This window comes from Bradyrhizobium sp. SZCCT0231 (assembly GCF_018130245.1).
In the GTDB taxonomy this organism is placed as follows: Bacteria; Pseudomonadota; Alphaproteobacteria; order Rhizobiales; family Xanthobacteraceae; genus Bradyrhizobium; species Bradyrhizobium japonicum_F.
Genome location: NZ_JAFCKP010000010.1, coordinates 36,145 through 56,555 on the forward strand (window position 1 = coordinate 36,145; position 20,411 = coordinate 56,555).

Genomic DNA, 20,411 nt, shown 5'->3' on the forward strand with positions numbered 1-20,411 from the left:
CCATCCGCCGCTTCAGATTCCAGAAAATTTCCGGAACCTAAAAGGACCCAGTCATGACAACGACCCGACGTTCATTCACGGTCTCTGCATTTGCTGGCAGCCTCGTTCTCTCCAGCCTCGCACTCACCTTGCCCGCTGCGGCCCAGGTGTCGCCGACGGAAGCGCAACAGATCGCGACGGATGTCTATGTCTACGGCTATTCGCTCATTACGACGGAAGTCACCCGCGTTCAGATGAGCAATGTGCCGAAGGTTGAAGGACTGAAGGGGCCGCCCGGGCAGTTCATCAACGTGCCGCGCTACCCGCCGGCCGGCTATCGCGGTGTCTCGGCACCCAATGCCGACACGCTCTACTCGCTCGCCTGGCTCGACTTGACTGAACCGCAGGTCTTCAGCCACCCCGACATGGGTGACCGCTTCTATCTGTTCGAGGTCGTCGATCTCTGGATGTCGGATTCCGAATCCTCGCCAGTGAAAGTCACCTGACGTACACGCTTGACGGAGTTCATTACGAAACTCAGTTGAAAGGAACCCTCCGATGAACATCACTCGACGCAACCTCACCCTCGGCGGCATCAGCCTGTTGGCCGGAGCGTCTGCGAGTACCATCAGCCGTGCCGAATTCGGCTCATTCCTCGGGATCGGCGAGGGCATCGAAGACTTCATTCTCGCCACCGACGCCTACATCTTTGGATACCCACTGGTGACGATGGAGATGACGCGGCGCGTCATCACCAACGTCGCGTCACCGGTCGGGACACGCGGACCGATGGGCCAGATCATCAAGCTGCGGCAATATCCCGATGCATCGTTTCGCGACGTTACTGCGCCGAACGCCGACACGCTTTACACGACGTCGTTTTTCGACGTCGGCAAGGAGCCGTGGGTCCTCAGCACTCCCGATATGAAGGGTCGCTATTTCCTGTTGCCCATGCTGGATGGCTGGACCACCGTATTCCAGGTGCCGGGCAAGCGCACCACAGGTACTGGCGCGCAGACCTATGCAATCACCGGCCCAGGCTGGAAGGGCACGCTGCCGCCCGGGGTCAAGGAATACAAGTCGCCCACGGCCATCGTATGGTTGCTCGGGCGCATCTACTGCACCGGCACGCCGGAAGATTACGCTGAGGTACACAAGCTGCAGGACGAATTCAGGCTGGTGCCGCTGAGCTCGTATGGCAAACCCTATACGCCGCCGCCGGCGACGGTCGATCCATCGATCGATATGAAGACGGCGGTGCGCGAGCAGGTCAACCGGATGGATGCAGTGGCGTACTTCACGCTGCTATGCAAGCTGATGAAGGACAACCCGCCGTCGGCGGCGGATGCGCCGCAGCTGGCGAAATTCGCCAGGCTCGGTATCGTTCCGGGTCAGGACTTCGATGCGAGCAAGCTCAAGGCGGATTTCGTCAAGCGGGTGCCCGAAATCGCCGTCGACCGGATCATGCTCCAGTTCAAGGTCAACAAGGCGGTCACGGACGAGCAGGGCTGGACGTTCACGACCAAGACCGGCATCTACGGGACCGACTATTTGATGCGCGCCCTCATCACCGCGATCGGGCTTGGGGCCAACCGGCCGCAGGATGCTGTCTATCCGACTTCACAGAAGGATGCCGAGGGCCGCAAGTACAACGGTGCCAACAAGTACGTGATGCGATTTCCCAAGGGGCAGCTGCCCCCGACGGAGGGATTCTGGTCGCTCACGATGTATGATTCCGGCTATTTCTTCATCAACAATCCGCTCAACCGCTATTCGATCAGCGCGCGCGAGAAGCTGAAGTCGAATCCGGATGGCTCGATCGATCTCTACATCCAGAACGAATCGCCAGGCAAGGACAAGGAGTCCAACTGGCTCCCTGCGCCGGCCGGTGATTTCATCCTGATGATGCGGCTGTACTGGCCGAGCGAGAAGAACCCGTCGATCATCAATGGTTCCTGGAAGATTCCGCCAGCGAAGAAGGTGTCCTGATCAACCGCGCTGGCGTTTCGTGTGCGTCGCCGATGCTTGCTACGCCAGCGCTCGTTCAAAGTAGTCGGGGGAGATGGCAATGCTCAGGCTCGTCGCCGCTGTGATGATACTTTGTGGGATAGGGATCCTGCCTAGTCGCGCTCAGGTCGATCTCAACACCTATGCTGATGCCAATGGCTTTATCGACGTGCAAAAGCTGACTTGCGGTCAACTTGCAGGGACATGGCAGGAGGACGCAGACCGGCTGACCGCTTGGTATAGTGGCTGGTATAACGGACTTGCCCGCAAGCATTACATGGACATTCGCAAGAGCAAGGAGGCCGAACATGAGGTAATATTGCATTGCAAAGCCAATCCAGGGCACCTTGTCATCGAAGCGATCTCAGTAGTGTTCAAGGACATGCGGGCAAGGCTGGGAATTGAGATGAAGCCATGAGGTAGGATTCCTAACTGCATACCAAGCGGAGCTTCTGGTCGAAACAATCTGATGGCCGCCAACGCCGCCCGGGTCTATTTCTGTCCGGCTCACTTGAATGGGCTATTGCGTGCGCACCATTGTTGTCATCGAGGACAATCCGAGCCTGTTGCAGGGGTTGAGCCGGCTCTTGTCGGCGCACGGCTTTCCCGTACGGACCTTTGGGTCGGCGGAAGCGTTTCTCGAGGACAAGTCCGGCTGCGACGCCGATTGCCTGTTGCTCCTCGACATTCACCTCAGCGGAATTTCCGGTATTGATTTGCAGCGCCGCCTGACTTCGTCCGGCACTGACCTGCCGGTCATCTTCATGACCGCGATCGACAATGAAACAACCCGTCAGGAAGCGTTCGATGCGGGATGCATTGCTTATCTCAGAAAGCCATTTCTGTCCAAATTGTTGATCGATGCAATCAATCAGGCTCCCTGAAGCCCGCAGAGTACTATGGTTAATTCCACCCCGAGGCACGGCTAAATCGCCGCCATGCGAGGCTTTGCGAATAATTCGTCTCGCGGAGTTCAAGTTGTTCGAGTAGGCTTCAAGCGGCACACCGGCGCATTTGTCAGACGTTCTACTGGAATCGTTCACAATTGAATTTGGCAAGCGGTGCAGCATGATAACCCGATTGGTCTTCGGCTTCACCGTGCTGTTGCTGACGATGGCTAACGAAGCCATGTCGGAGCCAAGGCGGGTGCTGTTTCTGCATTCCTACGGGCGCGAGCTCGGGCCCTGGAACGATGTTGCAAGGTCGGTCCACGACGAACTGATACGCCAGTATCCGGGCCCGATCGATTTCTTTGAGAGTTCTCTTGCGACGGCACGGGATCCGGACAGCGACAGCGTTCCCTTCGTCGAATATCTGAGCACGCTGTTCACCAACCGCAAGCTCGATTTGGTCATTACCAACGGCGCTCCCGCGGCCGATTTCATTCGCAAGTATCGCCAGCAGCTCTTTCCCGAGATTCCCGCGTTGTTCACCGGCCTTCAGCATCGGCGTGCGCCGCCCGACCGGCCATCTGCCAGCTACGCGGTCGTCGCGTTCAACAACGACTTTCCACTCATCCTGGAGCAAATGTTGCGCGTTCTTCCGGAAACCGACCGGGTCGTGTTTATTCTCGGCAGTTCGCCGCTCGAAAGATATTGGGTCGACCAGTTGCGGACCGAACTCAAGCCGTTCCAGGAGCGAGTAACCTTCGAATGGCTCAACGACCTTTCCTTCGAAGAGATGTTGAAGCGGTGTTCGGCGCTCCCGGCGCGGTCCGCTATCCTGTTCGGATTGATGTCTGTGGACGCCGCAGGTGTCGGGCATGAAGAACGCAAGGCGTTTGACAGACTTCACGCTGTCGCCAACGCACCGATATTCAGCTATGTCGACGCCTATTTTGGTGCCGGCCTGGTTGGTGGTCCGCTCACTCAGGTCAATGAGATCGGCCGGCAGGCCGCGGGCGTCGCGGTGCGCATTTTCAATGGAGAGACGCCGGGCGAAATCAATTCACCCCCGATCGAGCCTGCTGCGCCACGTTACGACTGGCGCGAGTTGCAGCGCTGGAAGATCAGCGAGAGAGCTCTGCCGGAGGGAAGTGAGGTTTACTTTCGTATTCCGGGCATGTGGGAGCAATACCGCTCGCAGCTAACCGCCGGAATCGCGGCGCTGGTGCTGCAGGCCGGGATCATCTCCTTGCTGCTGATTGAGCGTCGGCGTCGGCAATTTGCGCAGACCGACGCAAGCGATCGCCGCCGCGAGGTTGTCCGCCTCAATCGGGTGACGACCGCAAATGTACTGTCGACGTCCCTTGCCCATGAACTCAATCAGCCGCTCGGGGCGATCCTGAGTAACACGGAAGCCGCGCAGATGTTGCTCAAGGCCAATCCGCCCGACCTCGCTCAGGTCGACGCAATCCTCTCCGACATTGTCCGGGACGAACAGCGCGTGAGCGAAATCATTCTCGGCTTGCGAAATCTGTTGAACAACCGGACCGAAGGCGATTTGCGGCCGCGCGATCTGAACGACACGGTTCGCGACGTGGTCAAGATCGTAACTCCTGAAATCACGAGGCGTGCGATGGTCCTACGCACTGTGTTGGCGGACGAAGTGTTGCCCGTGAGATGCGATCCGATTCACCTGCAGCAGGTGATTCTGAACCTCGTTATGAACGGCATTGATGCCATGGAGGGGGCACAGCCTCCTCATAACCTGACGATCCGAACCCAGCGCCTTGGCGATACCGATGTGGAAGTAAGGATCACGGACACCGGAAAGGGTATTTCCGCAGGCAAGCTAACATCCATCTTCGATGCGTTCGTTACGACCAAGCCGCAGGGGACCGGCCTCGGCCTTCCGATCGCCAAGACGATTCTTGAAAGCTATGGGGGCGATATCACCGCAGAGAACCGGATGCGCGGTGCCGTGTTCACTTTCAGGCTGCCGTTGAGTGGGATCGGCCCGACATCAGAGCTGATGTGAACTGCAGATCGGGTTGTGGCGCCCTGCACGGCGTGACATCGATTCATTACCGCTTTGGGCCTTGGCGGACGTATTGGCGGCGCAGGCGGAGGGGCGGATTGTAGCCCCTAGCCGACATCCGCGCAGCAACAGTCGATGTCCGCTGCCGGAGGTAATGCGAGCCGCCAGCGGCTGAGGCAGTAATTGATCGCTTTGGTCGTGTCGTGTTCCTGGAGAGCTTGGTACGCTGCTCGCGCAACCTACGCATATCGGTGTGGCCGCAATCCACACCCGCACGCCCAACGCAATGGGGATCACCGTAGGCGTCCATCTGCCAGCGCCGCCACGGCGGCCTTCAGCGTCGCCGCGTCGACCATGCCTGTGATCTGCATCCGAGCCCCGGCAGCAAACTCGATCTCGATCAGCCGCCGAGCGGCATGTGCGGGCCGGTTAGAGCGAAACGGTCTCGTAAAGATCGTCCCGATTGCCGCCTTGCTCATCGTCCGGGCCACCCAATCATGGCGCAAATGATGTGATGCTGCTGCCCACCTCAGAAGAGCGCTCGACGCAGAAGGGGGCGACATTCTGAGCAAGGCGCGCCACTGTGTGACTCCGATTACTTCGGACGCTTTGGTACCCGTTCGAAGTCGGCGATGTTTTTCCCGGGAGCTGGCAAAGGAGCCCCGGGTTGCACGAGCCGAATTACGATTCACCGGATCAGCTGATAGAAATTGGTGCGAGGAATGTTCATGCGCACGATACGCAGCCTGCTCGGCCGAATGGAGAATTCCGAACGGAGCGGTGGAGTATAGCCAGCGTGTCACACGCGGATCGTTGATTAGAACGAGTTGAAACTGGAAGGATTCAAAATCGTGCGACGAGATTGGTCGACGGGTTTTGTCGTGCAACCTTAGATAACTTCTAGTTCCCAATCCCTTTTCGGAGCACCCGCGTATGTTAGGAAGCACGGGGGACGTGCTTGCGAGTGGGAATTGGGGTGTTGGAATGACTCGTGAACTCTCGGCCAGGAAGATCGTGCGGACGCTATCGCTGGGAGCAGTGAGTTATCTCGCGCTGTCTCTGGAATCGTCGGGTGAATTTCGGCAGGCGCTTGCGCAAACGAATCTGCCGCCCGTGACCGTGGATGCTCCCAAGCCGAGAGTTCGTCAGCCGGTCCAGAGATCGCAGTCGACGCGCTCTTCCCGAGGACAGCGATCTGTCGCTGCGGCGGCTCCGCGCCAGGCTGCACCCGTTCCCTATGTGGTGCCCTCGACCGGGACGGTCGGCACGGTGCCGCCCGCTTACGCAGGCGGCCAGGTCGCAACCGGCGGAAGCCTCGGTCTGCTCGGCAATCGCGGCGTGATGAACACGCCGTTCAACCAGACCAGCTATACGGCGGAGCTGATACAGAACCAACAAGCGCGCACGATCCGTGACGTTCTCGCCAACGATCCCTCGGTCAGGGTCGTTCAAGCGGCCGGTGGTGGTGCGGATAGTCTCTTCATTCGTGGCTTCTACTATGACAGTGGCGACTACGGACTGAACGGGCTCTATGGAATCGCTCCATATTATTCTTCGGGCGCAAATTTCGTGGAGCGCGTTGAAGTGCTGAAGGGCCCGAGCGCATTGCTCAATGGGATGACGGCCGGCGGTACCGGCGTTTCGAGCGGAGGTGCGGTCGGCGGAAGCGTCAATCTGATTACCAAGCATGCGCCCGACTTCGATATTACCCAGCTCACGGCAACTTACGCTTCAAGATCGCAGTTTGGCGGGAACGTCGATGTGAGTCGCCGCTACGGGGAACACAAGGAGTGGGGTGTTCGGCTGAACAGCACGTACTCGAACGGCAATACCCCTTGGAACCGACAGACTGACGAATTTGGAAACGCGGTTCTGGGCCTCGATTACCGCGGAGAACGCGTACGCGCGGCGGTCGATATCGGGTACCAGGCTGACAACCTGAATCCGCCGTTGCGCTTCTTCAATGTCCCGGCCACGACGACGGTTATTCCTTCGCCACCAAAAGCCGGACTGAATTTCCAGGTTCCGTGGGCCTATTATGCGCCGACCGACTTTTTTACCACTGCCCGAGGCGAGGTGGATGTCACCGACTGGATGACCGCCTATGGAGCGTTCGGTTATCACGATAGCAATATCAACTACGCCTATCCCTCGCCGAACATCTCCAATGTCGCGCCCGGCGCATTGATATCTCCACCCGGCGTCTCCCAGTTGGGAGGCTTGTGGTCGCGGCCGTTTGCCGGCAAGGAAACGTTCGAGACGCTCGCAGGTGAGGCTGGTATCCGAGCAACGTTTGACACTGGTCCCGTAAACCATGCGCTGAACGTCAACTACTCGATCAACGACCGGACCTACAATCAGAGGGTTTTGACGCGGTCGAACAATGCTCTCGCGGATCTGATTTTCTGGAACCTGTACACAGAACCGACCAACATAGCGAAACCCAATTTCTCGACAGTATCTGCCAATCAGAAGACGGGCGTGACCCTTTCGAGCGTCGGCGCCTCCGACACCATGTCGATTCTGAACAATCGCGTTCAAGTCACGCTTGGCGTTCGTCGTCAGACCGCGGGCTCGGAAGTAACGAACTTCCTCACGCCAGCCTCGAGCCGACCACAGCAGGACGCGTCGGTCTGGAGCCCGGCATACGCAGTTCTCGTCAAGCCCGTCGAGAACGTCGCGCTCTACGCAAACTACATCGAAGGTCTCCAGACGCCCGTCGTCGTTTCCGGCAACTACAGCAACGTCGGAACCGTATTTCCGCCAGCGCAGACGAAACAGGCTGAAGCAGGTATGAAGATCGATGCAGGGCGTTTCACGACGACGCTGAGCGTATTCGACATAAGCCAGCCGAGCATTATCTCAGTGGCGTCGGGCGTCTCAGCGTCTCAGCAACTCAACGGCAGACAGAGAAATCGCGGTGTCGAACTCAACGTGTTCGGCGAGATCACGCCCGACATCCGTGTTCTCGGCGGCGTCGCTCTGATCGACGGGGTACAGGAGAGAACTCAAGGGGGGCTCACCGACGGAAGGACGGCAATTGGCGTGCCCGTCGTCAACGTCAATATGGGCGCGGAATGGGATACGCCGTTTGTTCGCGGTCTCACGTTCACGAGCAAGGTCATCTATACCGGCTCGCAGTACGTCAACGCCACGAATACGCTGACGTTACCGGAATGGACCCGTGTTGATATCGGGGCGCGATATACATTCACGTCGCCCTGGAACGGAAAGCCGATCGTCGTGCGCGCAAATATCGAAAACGTCGGCAACAAGGCGTACTGGGCTTCGGCCTATAGCGGGGTCATCACGCTCGGTGCGCCTCGGACCTATCTGCTTTCTACCACCTTCAATTTCTAGATCGCTTTCATGGACGAACGGAGTTGATGCCGCCGCGGTTGATCCGCGGCGGCATTGTTTTGTCATGGGCTATTCAATGCAGCTGATGACAGTGCAATGAAATTTGGCGCCCCATCATGCCGCGTCGGAAAAGTTCCTCCCTGCGCAGTTAGAATTGCAGCAATCTTCGACGTCCACCGAAATCCCAATATTTTTCCGCGTGTTGGCGCGCAAGCGCGGAGGTTGCATTGTGTCTCCGCGTCGCCAGTTTTGAGGTCTTAAAAAGAGTCGCGTCGATATTGCTTTGACCCTCGTCGGCTTCTGACCTAGTCAAACGTCTCTGCTTTCGCTTTCCGAAAAGGGGATCGCGCCATGATGGTGTTCGACAGAGACGACGTCACCTTCACCGTCGTCGTCAATCACGAAGAGCAATATTCCATCTGGCCGATGTTCAAGGAAATTCCGAGCGGCTGGAAAGCGGTGGGCAAGACCGGCAGCAAGAAGGAATGTCTCGACCACATCGAACAGGTGTGGACCGACATGCGCCCGCTCAGCTTGCGCAAATTCATGGACGATGCGGCGTCTCAGCAGTCGGCGTAATCGGCGGAGCATGGTCTTTCGATGCGGCTTCTTTGTCTGCCCTACTCCGGCGGCAGTGCCATGTTCTATGCGCGGTGGCGCAGGCTGCTGCCGTCGTGGATCGACGTTCGGCCGGTGGAATGGCCCGGGCGCGGTGCGCGCATGGACGAGCCGCTGGCGACCGATCCGTGCGTGCTGGCGGCGCAGCTCGCTGGCGAGCTCGCCGCGCAGCTCGACGGGCCCTACGCGTTGTTCGGGCACAGCCTCGGCGCCGTGATCGCATTCGAGCTCGCACATGGCCTGCTCGATCGCGGAGTGCCTGCGCCGGCCATTCTCTTCGCCTCGGGTGCGGAAGCGCCGGCGGTACGGGACGGCAACAAGTGGCGCCAGCCCTTGAGCGACGAAGCGCTGATGCAGGAGCTGCGCAATCTCCAGGGCACGCCCGACGAGGCGCTGTCGAATGCCAAGCTGATGCGATCCGCGCTGCCGGTGCTGCGCGCAGACTTTCTGATGTGCGGGGCCTATGTCTACCGGCCGCGGCGTCCATTGCCGTGCTCTGTACACGTTTTTGGCGGAGCGGACGACGAGACCAGCCGCGAAGCACTCGAGGCTTGGCGGCAGGAGACCTCGGCGTCATTCACGCTCGATATTCTGCCCGGGCATCACTTCTTCATTCACACAGAGCAGGCCGAGCTGATCGACCGGATCGGCGCGGCGCTGGCCCGGCAATCGGGGCGATCGATCGGTTTGCATCGGAGCGAGGATCATGAGCGCGTTCTCCGTCCAGCCACTCATTGAGGGCAAGACTCTTCCCATGCTGCTTAGGGCAGGTGAGGCCGGTCAGGCGCTCGGCGAAGCGCTTCCCATGCTGCGCGCGACGATCGATCGGTACCTGACCGACAGCGGCGGCATCGTGTTTCGCGATTTCTCGCTCGATGGTCCCGATGCGTTTCGAGCCTTCGCGGCCGATTTCGGTCACCCGCTGCTGACCTACGAGTTCGGATCGACGCCGCGCTCGCAGGTGACCTCGGGGGTCTACACATCCACGGAGTATCCGCCGCACCAGCATATCCCGCTGCACAACGAGCAGGCCTATACCCGCGATTGGCCGATGAAGATCTGGTTCTACTGCATGCAGCCGGCGCTGGAAGGCGGCGAGACGCCGATCGCCGACAGCCGCGCAATCTATCGCGACATGCCGCCGGCCATTCGCGAGCGGTTCGCCGAGAAGGGCGTGATGTATGTGCGTAACTACGGCAACGGGCTCGACGTCGACTGGAAGCAGGTGTTCGGCACCGACTCCAGATCGGAGGTGGAGGCCTACTGCGCTCGCCACGACATCGAATGCGAGTGGAAGGAAGATGGCGAGCTCCGCACGCGCCAGGTCTGCCAGGGTACGGCGCAGCACCCGGTCACCGGTGACTGGGTCTGGTTCAACCAAGCGCATTTGTTCCACGTCTCCAATCTCGAGCCGGAGGTGCGCGAGAGTCTGCTCGACGTAGTCGACGACGAAGCCGATCTGCCGCGCAACGTCTTCTATGGCGACGGTTCGACGATCGAGGATGAGACGCTGTCAACGGTCCGGACCGTTCTGGAGAGGCACAAGATCAGCTTTCCCTGGCAGGCCGGCGACGTCGTGATGCTCGACAACATGCTCACCGCGCACGCGCGCGCCCCGTTCAAGGGGCCGCGCAAGGTGATCGTCGCCATGGCGGAAGCTCATCGGCAGGGGTGATCGGCGGCACGTCTCATTCGGGCGGTGGGGATTTCCGGCGCGCGGCCGGACAGGAATTCGAGAACATGGACAGATCCAACCTCGTCGAACGCTTGCGAGAGCACGCTGCCTTGCGACCTGAGAAGGTGGCTTTGCGGTTCCTCGAAGGCGACGACGTCGCCGACGAGCTGACGTTCGCCGCGCTCGACGCTCGGATCAGGGCACTTGCGGCGTGGTTGCAGCAGATGGGCGGGGCAGGCGAGCGGGCTGTGATCCTGCTTCCGAGCGGGATCAACTATGCCGTAGCATTCTATGCCTGCCTGTATTCGGGCGTAATCGCCGTGCCGGCGTATCCGCCGGAGGGCGGCCCCGAGCGCTATGCAGGACGACTCAACGGTATCCTGCGGGATGCCGCGCCTCGCTTCATCCTGGTGGAGACGGGGCTGCGCGGTCTCATCGAGGCGGCATTGCCCGAGCTCGCCGACGTGCAGATCGTTGCGGTGGACACGATTTCGCCCGATCTCGCGGCGGACTGGCGCGAGACGAGGCCTGCGGCCGATGGGATCGCGTTCCTCCAATACACGTCCGGATCGACCTCGCAGCCGAAGGGCGTTTGCGTCTCTCATGGCAATCTGGCGGCCAACGAGCGCGCGATTGAAGAGGCCGGCGGTGGAAATCCGGACGACGTCTTTGTCAGCTGGCTACCACTCTATCACGACATGGGACTGATCGGCGGGCTCCTGAATCCGTTGTTCACAGGCTTTACCGGCGTCCTGATGTCGCCGCGGAATTTCCTTGAGCGGCCGCGACGTTGGCTCGAGGCCATCGACCGCTACGGCGGCACGATGAGCGGGGGTCCCGACTTCGCGTACTTGCTATGCGCCGACCGAATTTCGGATGAGACCATCAGTCGGCTGAATTTAAGCCGGTGGAAGTTCGCATTCTCGGGCTCGGAGTTTGTCCGCCGGACGACCCTCGAGAAGTTCGGCAATCGGTTTGCGCGGGCCGGGTTCGATCGGCGGGCGTTGACGGCTTGCTATGGCCTTGCGGAGGCGACGCTGCTGGTAACGGCCGGCGATATCACCGCCGAGACCGTCAGCTATACGCTCGACACCGTGGAACTCGCCGCCGGCCGCATCGCGAGCGCCAGCGAAGGCACGGACCTCGTGGCATGTGGTCGAACTGATGCTGGTCACGCCGTGCGCATCATGCGTATCGACGGCTCCGTCGAGGCCGAGGCGAATGAGGTGGGCGAGATCTGGGCCGCGGGTCCCAGCGTCGCCCTTGGATACTGGAACAATGTCGAGGCCACGCATCAGGCCTTCGTCGAGCGAGATGGCGCGCGTTGGCTGCGGACCGGCGACATCGGCTTCCTTCGCGACGGTGCGCTCGTGGTGGCCGGTCGTCTCAAGGACCTGCTGATCGTTCGCGGGCAGAACGTCTATCCGACGGACGTGGAGCAGGCGGTCGAAGCCGAGGTCGAATCCGTCCGCAGCGGACGGGTTGCCGCTTTTCCCGTCGAGGTGGACGGGCGTGAAGCCATCGGAGTGGCGGCGGAGTTCAGCCGCGCCGTGCTCAAGCGCAGCGACCCGGAAGCGCTCGCACATGCGATCGGCGAAGCCGTGCTCCGGCAGGCGCAGGAATATCCGGCCGTGATCGTTCTGCTGAACCCGCAAGCGATGCCGCTGACCACGAGCGGCAAGCTGCAGCGGTCGGCCTGCGCGGCGCGCCTCGCCGACAACACGCTCGATAGCTTCATGGTGTTCGAGAGGGGCCGTCGCCGGGGTGGCGCATCCTTGACAGTGCCGACGACCGATACCGAGCGTGCCGTCGCCTCGATCTGGTGCGATGCACTTGGCGTCGCGGCGGTGCATCGCGAGGACGATTTCTTCGTGCTGGGCGGAAACTCGATCGCGGCTGGCCAGGTCGCCGCGGCGATCCGCGACCGCTTGAACGTGGAAGTGGAGCTGCGCACCTTCTTCGACGCGCCGACGCTTGCGGCCTTCGCTAGCCGGATCGATGTCCTGGCGGGCACCGGTGCTGGCCGGGCGCTCCCGCCGATCCCATGGGCCGCCGCGGCCGATCGTGCGATGCTGTCGCACGCGCAGGAGCGGCTCTGGTTCCTCTGGAACATGGACCCGGCCGGGACAGCCTATACCGTTGCAAGCACAATCCGTCTGAAGGGCCGGCTCGATCATGCCGTGCTGTCGCGTGCGCTCGGCGAGGTCGTCCGTCGTCACGAGATATTGCGCACCACGTTCATCGCCAGGGACGGCCGCGGAACGCAGCTCATCCACGATGTCATGAGCATCGGCATCCGGCACGAGGATCTCCGTTCCTATTCCGTGCGGGAACGCTCCGAGCGCGCGGAGACACTCAAGCGGTCCGAGCTCGGCGAGCCGTTCGATCTCGTGAAGGGGCCGCTGTTGCGGGCGGTGATGCTGCAGCTGGCGGACGATGCCTACGAATTGCTGTTGCTTGCCCATCACGTCATTGTCGATGGTTGGTCGCTTGATGTGTTGCTCGAAGAGCTGGCCGCTCTCTATCGAGCCGGTACCGGTCAGGGCGCAGGCGTGCCGCCGGTTCCGGCGATTCAATATGCTGATTTCGCGGCCTGGCAGCGAAACTGGCTCGCGGGAGGCGAGGGCGATCGGCAGCTCGCCTATTGGCGCGCCAAGCTCGGCGATGTTCATCCGGTGCTGGCGCTGCCGCATGATCGGCCGCGCCCGACGATCCAGAGCCATGCCGGGGACACGGTCGGTCTCGCGATCGACGGCGCGCTCGCCGCCCGGCTCCGGGAGATCGCCGGCAAGCAGCGCGTCAGCGTCTTCATGCTGCTGCTCGGCGCATATTGCGCGCTGCTCCATCGCTACACCGGGCAGAGCGATCTGCGCGTTGGCGTGCCGGTCGCAGGGCGTCGGCACACGCAGCTCGAGCGCTTGATCGGATGTTTCGTCAATACGTTGGTGCTGCGGACCGAGATTGTCGGCGAAGCGAGCTTCCAGAGCCTGCTGCATCAGGTCAAGGAATCGGTGGTCGAAGCGCTGTCGCACCAGGATCTTCCTTTCGAGACGCTGGTCGACGGCCTCAGGCCCGAGCGCAGCGGTGGCCACAATCCTCTGTTCCAGGCGAAGTTCAACTACATGACGGCGCCGGGCGGATTTGCCGGCGAAGGGCTCACCGCGGAAATCGACATCATCGATCTCGCAGGTTCGCATTTCGATCTCGCGCTCGACGTCATCGATGGCGCCATCGGCATGAAAGTGACGTTCAACTATGCCACCGATCTGTTCGATCGTCCGACCATCGCCCGGCTGGCGGAGCAATTCGGTTCGATATTGCGCCAGGTTGCCGACGATACCGAGCGACAGATATCGGACTTTGTCATCGACGATGGGCGCCGGCAGACGGTGCCCAAGCAGGCCGCGGTGTTCGGCTTCACCGATGTGGTCAACCTTCACCTTGCGGCGACCGCAGATCGTCAGACCGCCATGGCCATCCGATGCGGCCGGGAGCAATTGACCTTTGCGGATCTCGAGCACCGGTCAAACCGTATCGCGCATGTCCTCATCGCAAAGGGCGTGGCTCGCGAGACGCCGGTCGCGCTGTGGATCGAGCGCTCTCCGGCCTTCGTGGTCGCCATGCTCGGTGTGCTCAAGGCCGGCGGCGCTTACGTCCCGCTGGATCCGAAATGGCCGCAGGAGCGCATCCGCCGCATCCTGACAGACGGCGGCATCGACATCGTGCTGGCGGCGGGTGAGCAGTTCGCCGACGCGCGCGGGCTCGGTTGTCTGCTGCTCGATGCGGAGGCGGAAGCCGCGCGCGAGGAAGTGTCGAGCCGACCGGTCGGCACGACGATTCACCGGGAGCAGACCGCTTACGTCATCTATACGTCGGGATCGACCGGCGCGCCGAAGGGAGTTAGCGTCTCGCACGGCGCCTTGGCCAATTATGTGCAGGCTCTGCTGCAACGCCTGGAGCCACATCAGTCAGCGAACATGGCGATGGTTTCGACGGTAGCGGCTGATCTCGGTCACACCGTCCTGTTCGGCGCGCTGGCGTCCGGCGGGACGCTGCATCTATTGTCTCCGGAGGCCGTGTTCGACGCGGATGCGTTCGCACAAGCCATGCGCGAGGGCGAGGTCGACGTTCTCAAGATCGTGCCGAGCCATCTGCGAGGACTGCTTCAGGCCTCGCGGTCAGCCGATCTTCTACCTCGCGCCGCACTCGTCCTGGGGGGAGAGGCTTGCGATGAGGCACTGTTGGACGAAGTCGGGCGCTTGCGGCCGGAATGTCGGATTCTCAATCACTACGGGCCCACGGAAACCACCGTCGGCGCGGTGACGCATGAGTGCGCGGCCGACCGCGAGAACGGCCCGGTCCCGATCGGGCTACCTCTTGCCAATCTGCGCGCTCACGTCCTGGATGACGCGCTGAACGAGGTGCCGATCGGCGTTACCGGCGAGCTCTATATCGGCGGTGCCGGGCTGGCGCGTGGCTATCGCGGCGCGGCGGGCCTGACTGCGGAACGCTTCGTGCCGGATCCGTTCGGGGCAGCAGGCGAGCGCCTCTACCGAACCGGGGATCGTGTCCGCTGCGATGGAGCGGGCCGGCTGATATTCCTGGGTCGTACCGATGATCAGATCAAGTTGCGCGGCTATCGCATCGAGCTCGGCGAGATCGGGCGCGTCATCAAGGCGCTGCCGGGGATCGACGACGCGGTGGTGGTCGCGCGCGCGATCGGAGCGAGTGCCGAACGCCAGGAGCTGGTTGCCTATTGTGTGCCTGAGAGCGGCGCTGGTCTGCAGGCGGATGCAATCAAGGAACAGCTGGCTGCTATCGTCCCGGAACACATGGTGCCGTCACAGATCGTCATCTTGGCGCGACTGCCACTGACGCCCAACGGAAAGGTCGATCGTCGCGCGTTGCCTGAGCCGGCGCAAGGTGAGGCGCTTGCCGGCTATACCGCTCCTGCGGGAGATATTGAAGCTGCGATCGCGGCGGTCTGGTGCGAGGTGCTTGGTCGCGAGCGCGTCGGCCGCAACGACAATTTCTTCGAGCTCGGCGGCGATTCGATTCTGAGCTTGCAGATCATCGCCCGCCTGCGCAAGCGCGGCATCCGGCTGACCCCGAAGCAGATCTTCAGCCAGCAGACGGTCGCCGGACTGGCGACGGTCGCCGTCTTGTCGACGGGGACAACCGCGAAGAAGGAGAAACCAGAGGCGAAGCCGTCGACCGGCCGCATTGCCGAGCCTGGTATGCGTCACCTGGTGCCGATCCAGGCGCGCTTCTTCGCCGAGGACATCGCCAACCGGGATCACTGGAACCAGGCGGTTCTGCTGCTGCCCCACATGCAGGTCGACTGGGAGACGCTGCGGCGCGCGCTCGCTGCCATCGTGGAGCATCACGATGCGTTGCGCCTGCGGTTCAAGCAAGTGGATGGCGCTTGGCGAGCGGAGCAGGGGCCAGCGCCGGCACCATCGGAATTGTTGTGGATTCATGCGGACGTCGCTGGCGTGACGGAGATCGCCGGGCTGGCGCGCGCCGCGCAGGAGAGCCTTCGGCTGTCTTCCGGACCGCTGCTGCGCGCGGTCGGCATGGACCTTGTGGATGGCGGTCAACGGCTGCTGCTTGCGATCCATCATCTCGTCGTCGACGGCGTGTCCTGGCGCATCCTGCTGGAAGATCTGGCCTCGGCCTATGACCAGCTGCAACGTAGCAGTCCCGTCACGTTGCCGCCGAAGAGCGATTCATATGCCTCGTGGAGCGAGCGGCTTCATGCCTATGCGGCGACCGCGGAGATCGCGGCGGAATTGCCTTACTGGCGCGATTGCGGGGCCGGCATGCGCCTGCCATGTGACGATGACCATGGCGACATCGATCGCGTCGGTGACGGCGACGAGGTGTCATTGGAGTTCGATGTCGACCTGACCTCGCGGCTGCTCGGACAGGCGCCCGCCGCCTATCGGACCCAGGTCAACGACCTGTTGCTGGCCGGTCTCGTGCGCGCGGTGTCGCGCTGGAGCCAGCACGACGAGGTCACGGTGGAGCTCGAAGGTCACGGCCGCGAGGATATTTTCCCGGACGCGGATGTATCCCGTACCGTCGGCTGGTTCACAACGGCATTCCCGGTCCGGCTGAAGGATGCGGCGGCCGACGAGGCTTCACTGATCAAGGCGGTCAAGGAGAGGCTTCGCGCGATTCCGAAGCGCGGACTCGGCTATGGCGTGCTGCGCCATCTCGGCTCCGAGCCGCAGCGCCATGCTCTCGCGCAACTGGCGGAGCCGCAGATCGTCTTCAACTATCTGGGCCGGTTCGACGCGAGCGTCGGCGCCACACAGCGCTTCACTTTCGCACCGGAGAGCGCAGGTCCCTCGCGCAACGCCGGGGCGCCCATGCGCGGATGGCTGAACATCACTGGCCTCGTGCGTGAGGGCCGGCTAGAATTGTCTTTCGGCTACGGACGCAAGCGCTACCGGCGCGCCACGGTCGAGCGACTGGCGGCACATTACGAGGATGCGCTGCGCGAACTGGTCGCGCATTGCTGCAACGGGGCGTTTGGCCTCACACCGTCCGATGTCGCATTGTCCGGGCTCGGTCAGGCCGATCTCGATCGGCTCGGGACGACCATGGATCTTCGCGGCATCGAAGACATCTATCCGCTCTCGCCGATGCAGCAGGGCATGCTGTTCCATGCGCTGCGTGACGGTGCCAACGACGCCTATGTGAACCAGGTCGGGCTCGAGCTGTTCGGCGTCGATGCCGGAAAACTGAAAGCCGCGTGGCAGGCGGTCAGCGACCGGCACGCCGCCTTGCGGACAGGGTTCGTCTGGCAGAATCTGTCCGGCGCAGCGCAGCAGGTGGTCCATCGCCACGTCACGGTGCCGTTCGTCGAAGAGGATTGGAGCGACGGCTCGCATACGGATTTGGAAGCTGCGTTGGCCGAGATATCCCAGCGCGACCGCGACAAAGGTTTTGACGTTTCGCAGCCGCCACTTCAGCGCATCCGCCTGATACGTCTCGACGACGACCGTCACTGGCTGATCTGGACCCATCATCACATCTTTGTCGACGGCTGGAGCTCGGCTCGGCTGGTTGCGGAAGTTTTGCAGCACGTGAGCGCTGACCCGTTGCCGGCCGTGCAGGGCAGCTATCGTGACTACATTGCATGGCTGCAGGGCCGCGATCGCGAAAGCGCCGAGAGGTTCTGGCGCGAGGCGCTGGCAGGGCTCGAAACGCCGTCATCGCTCGCGAACGCGCTGGCGACCAGAAAGACTTCCGGCGCCGAGGGCCACAACAGTGCCCGGCTTGCGGTAGACGCAGCGCTGACCGAGCGGCTGAAGGCCTTCGCGAAGCACGAGCGGGTGACGCTCAATACGCTCATACAGGGGGCGTGGGCACAATTGCTGCGCAGACATTCAGGGCAGTCCGCGGTTTGCTTCGGCGTGACCATATCGGGTCGTCCGGCCGAATTGCCCGGCGCGGAGGAGATGGTGGGCCTCTTCATCAACACGCTTCCCATCGTCGATGCGCCGAACCCGCAGGCAATCGTCGGCGATTGGCTGCGCGAGTTGCAGGAACAGAACCTGGCTCTGCGCGAGCACGGCTGGACGCCGCTCTACGAAATTCAGCGCCTCGCCGGTCATGCCGGGCAGCCGCTGTTCGACAACATCCTGGTGTTCGAAAACTATCCGATCGACGACGGATTGCTGCGGGGCGGGGAAGGCGGCCCGCGGCTGGGGCGTGTGGCGCATGTGACGCCGACGAACTACGCGCTGGCGGTTGCGGTGTTCGCCGCAAGCGACCGGCTGAACATCGAGTTCAATTACGACCCGGGCCGGCTCGACGAGGCGGCCATCCTGCGTCTTCGCGACACTCTTCGCGCCCTGCTGGAACGGATCGTAGCGAATGCCGAGTGCGTGCTCGGTGATCTCGGATCGGCGGCGGATCAAGACGCGCGACGAATTCTCGAATGGAGCGGCGCAGCGCAGCTGCCGGCGGCCTGCTCCTGCGCCGACGTCGTGACGCATATCGAAGCGCAGGCCGCGCAGGCGCCTTCCGCCGTTGCCATCGTATGGGGCGACCAGCGCATCTGCTATGGCGAGTTGAACACGCGTGCCAACGCGCTCGCACGGCGCCTTCGCCTCTGGAATCTCGGCTCCGATCGGCTGGTCGGCCTTGCCTTGACCCGAAGCCCGGACATGATCATCGCGCTGCTCGCGGTTCTGAAGGCCGGCGGCGCCTACCTGCCGCTCGATCCGGATTATCCGGCCGACCGGCTTGCCTACATGCTGCGCGACAGCGGCGCGGTATTGGTTCTGACGCAAGGCGTGCTGCTCGAGCTGCTCGCGCCGATGCTGCGCGAAGCGGGAGTCGAGGCGCGCTGCATCGACGAGCCATCGCCGCCCGCCGGCGACGACGGCGCGAACCTCAACGTCGAAATCCATCCGGACAGCCTGGCCTATGTCATCTACACGTCGGGATCGACCGGAATGCCGAAGGGCGTGGCTGTTGCGCGCGGGCCGCTTGCCATGCATTGCGAAGCGATCGGCCGGCTGTACCGCATGACCTCGCGCGACCGCGAGTTCCAGACGGCGTCGATCAATTTCGATATCGCCCACGAGCGATGGCTGGTGCCGCTGATGACAGGGGGCTCGCTGGTCCTGCCCTCGAAGCCCGGCCTCCTGATCGACGATCTCGTCAGTGAGATCGTGCGCAATTCGGTGACCTCGATTTTCCTTCCGCCGGCCTATGCGGATCAACTGAGCGCGGCGTTGTGGCAGGGCGGGCGCAGGCTGGCGATCAGGGCCTGTATCGTCGGCGGCGAGGCCTGGTCCGATACCGGGATCAAGGCATTTCGCAGGGCTGCCGATGTCGATCTTCTGGTCAACGCCTACGGCCCGACCGAGACGGTGATCGCGCCGACCGCGTGGATCGTCGACGACGCCGTGCTGACACCTCACCAGCCCGCACCAATCGGACGGCCCGTCGGTGCGAGGTCCGCGCACATCCTCGATTCCGACCTCAACATCGTTCCCGTTGGCGTCACCGGCGAGCTGTTCATCGGTGGTGTCGGCCAGGCCCGCGGCTATCTGAACTGGGGTGCACTGACCGCGGAGCGGTTCGTTCCCGACCCGTTCAGCGACAGCGGCGCGCGCCTCTATCGCACCGGCGATCTCGCGCGCTGGCGCGACGACGGCGTAATCGAATATGTGGGCCGTGCAGACCAGCAGGTGAAGATCCGCGGCTTCCGCATCGAGGTCGGAGAGATCGAGGCGCGCCTGCTCGAGCAGCGCGGCGTGCGCGCGGCGGCCGTGGTGGTCGGCCAGGGCAGGACCGGGCGCCAATTGTTCGCCTATGCGAGCGGTGAGCCGTCGCTCGACGGCCGCGCCTTGCGTGACGCACTATCCGCCATTCTGCCTGATTACATGGTGCCATCAACAGTGACGGTGCTGGAGCGACTGCCGCTCACCCCCAATGGGAAGATCGATCGGCGGGCGCTGCCGGCGCCGGGCGAGCATGCGCTGACGCGCCGCTCCTATGAGGCACCCGAGGATGAGATCGAGCTTGCGTTGGCCGGGATCTGGGCGGAGCTGCTCGATGTCGACCAGGTCGGACGCTACGATCACTTCTTCGAGCTCGGCGGACATTCCTTGCTAGCCGTGCGGGTGCTCAGCCGGGTGTCGCAGGAGATCGGCGTGTCGATCGCGGTCTCTGATCTGTTCGCTCATCCCGATCTGGCGTCATTTGCACGCATCGTGTCGATCAGGTTGATCGAGCAGGAATTCGACGCCGAAGAGCTCCAGGAACTGGTCGGGGCGGAGCAGTGAGCATGGCTGACACGGCAAAGCCGAGTTTGCGAGATCTGGATCCC

Annotated in this window: 11 protein-coding genes; 10 read left to right on the plus strand and 1 reads right to left on the minus strand. The window is 62.5% G+C overall.

From position 1 onward, the window contains the following. Window positions 1-53 precede the first annotated feature (53 nt). The 5 genes from JQ566_RS22210 to JQ566_RS22230 all read left to right on the plus strand — a co-directional run bounded on the left by JQ566_RS22210 (window position 54) and on the right by JQ566_RS22230 (window position 4,905). Window positions 54-485, plus strand: a complete 432-nt coding sequence (locus JQ566_RS22210; RefSeq protein WP_249139723.1) for a DUF1254 domain-containing protein — start codon at window positions 54-56, stop codon at window positions 483-485. A gap of 52 nt (window positions 486-537) precedes the next feature. After that, window positions 538-1,968: a DUF1254 domain-containing protein gene (locus JQ566_RS22215; protein WP_212375524.1), complete on the plus strand. Its 1,431-nt coding sequence runs from the start codon at window positions 538-540 to the stop codon at window positions 1,966-1,968. Window positions 1,969-2,047: 79 nt separating this feature from the next. Further along, window positions 2,048-2,404 (plus strand): HdeA/HdeB family chaperone, encoded by a 357-nt coding sequence (locus tag JQ566_RS22220; protein ID WP_212375526.1) that lies wholly within the window; start codon window positions 2,048-2,050, stop codon window positions 2,402-2,404. Window positions 2,405-2,501: 97 nt separating this feature from the next. Then, window positions 2,502-2,870 (plus strand): response regulator transcription factor, encoded by a 369-nt coding sequence (locus JQ566_RS22225; RefSeq protein ID WP_212375528.1) that lies wholly within the window; start codon window positions 2,502-2,504, stop codon window positions 2,868-2,870. A gap of 196 nt (window positions 2,871-3,066) precedes the next feature. Then, a complete protein-coding gene (locus tag JQ566_RS22230; RefSeq protein WP_212375530.1) occupies window positions 3,067-4,905 on the plus strand; it encodes a sensor histidine kinase in 1,839 nt (612 codons plus the stop codon). Window positions 4,906-5,198: 293 nt separating this feature from the next. On the opposite strand, the gene JQ566_RS22235 is transcribed toward JQ566_RS22230, so the two are convergent. Next, window positions 5,199-5,384 carry a hypothetical protein gene (locus tag JQ566_RS22235; RefSeq protein WP_212375532.1) on the minus strand — a complete coding sequence of 62 codons (186 nt, stop codon included), beginning with the start codon at window positions 5,382-5,384 and terminating at the stop codon, window positions 5,199-5,201. A gap of 505 nt (window positions 5,385-5,889) precedes the next feature. Between JQ566_RS22235 and JQ566_RS22240 the strand changes: the two genes are divergently transcribed. From JQ566_RS22240 to JQ566_RS22260, 5 genes are all read left to right on the plus strand, one after another. Continuing rightward, entirely contained in the window at window positions 5,890-8,265 is a 2,376-nt protein-coding gene (locus JQ566_RS22240; protein ID WP_212375533.1) for a TonB-dependent receptor, read from the plus strand. Window positions 8,266-8,616: 351 nt separating this feature from the next. Beyond that, window positions 8,617-8,844, plus strand: coding sequence for an MbtH family protein (locus JQ566_RS22245; RefSeq protein WP_212375535.1), 228 nt, complete (start codon window positions 8,617-8,619; stop codon window positions 8,842-8,844). A 21-nt stretch (window positions 8,845-8,865) separates the two neighbouring features. Further along, the gene (locus JQ566_RS22250) at window positions 8,866-9,621 is read left to right on the plus strand and encodes a thioesterase II family protein (RefSeq protein WP_212375537.1); all 756 of its coding nucleotides are present in this window, start codon (window positions 8,866-8,868) and stop codon (window positions 9,619-9,621) included. Further along, window positions 9,590-10,558, plus strand: coding sequence for a TauD/TfdA family dioxygenase (locus JQ566_RS22255; RefSeq protein WP_212375540.1), 969 nt, complete (start codon window positions 9,590-9,592; stop codon window positions 10,556-10,558). The genes JQ566_RS22250 and JQ566_RS22255 overlap by 32 nt, the downstream gene beginning before the upstream one ends. Window positions 10,559-10,623: 65 nt before the next feature. Beyond that, entirely contained in the window at window positions 10,624-20,367 is a 9,744-nt protein-coding gene (locus JQ566_RS22260) for a non-ribosomal peptide synthetase (protein WP_212375541.1), read from the plus strand. Window positions 20,368-20,411: the final 44 nt, after the last annotated feature.

Bases quoted from the DNA above. Each gene is read 5' to 3' on its own strand.
- JQ566_RS22260 (WP_212375541.1), top strand. From the start codon at position 10,624: ATGGACAGATCCAACCTCGTCGAACGCTTGCGAGAGCACGCTGCCTTG.
- JQ566_RS22240 (WP_212375533.1), top strand. From the start codon at position 5,890: ATGACTCGTGAACTCTCGGCCAGGAAGATCGTGCGGACGCTATCGCTG.
- JQ566_RS22225 (WP_212375528.1), top strand. From the start codon at position 2,502: ATGGGCTATTGCGTGCGCACCATTGTTGTCATCGAGGACAATCCGAGC.
- JQ566_RS22215 (WP_212375524.1), top strand. From the start codon at position 538: ATGAACATCACTCGACGCAACCTCACCCTCGGCGGCATCAGCCTGTTG.
- JQ566_RS22220 (WP_212375526.1), top strand. From the start codon at position 2,048: ATGCTCAGGCTCGTCGCCGCTGTGATGATACTTTGTGGGATAGGGATC.
- JQ566_RS22245 (WP_212375535.1), top strand. From the start codon at position 8,617: ATGATGGTGTTCGACAGAGACGACGTCACCTTCACCGTCGTCGTCAAT.
- JQ566_RS22235 (WP_212375532.1), bottom strand. From the start codon at position 5,384: ATGAGCAAGGCGGCAATCGGGACGATCTTTACGAGACCGTTTCGCTCT.
- JQ566_RS22250 (WP_212375537.1), top strand. From the start codon at position 8,866: ATGCGGCTTCTTTGTCTGCCCTACTCCGGCGGCAGTGCCATGTTCTAT.
- JQ566_RS22210 (WP_249139723.1), top strand. From the start codon at position 54: ATGACAACGACCCGACGTTCATTCACGGTCTCTGCATTTGCTGGCAGC.
- JQ566_RS22255 (WP_212375540.1), top strand. From the start codon at position 9,590: ATGAGCGCGTTCTCCGTCCAGCCACTCATTGAGGGCAAGACTCTTCCC.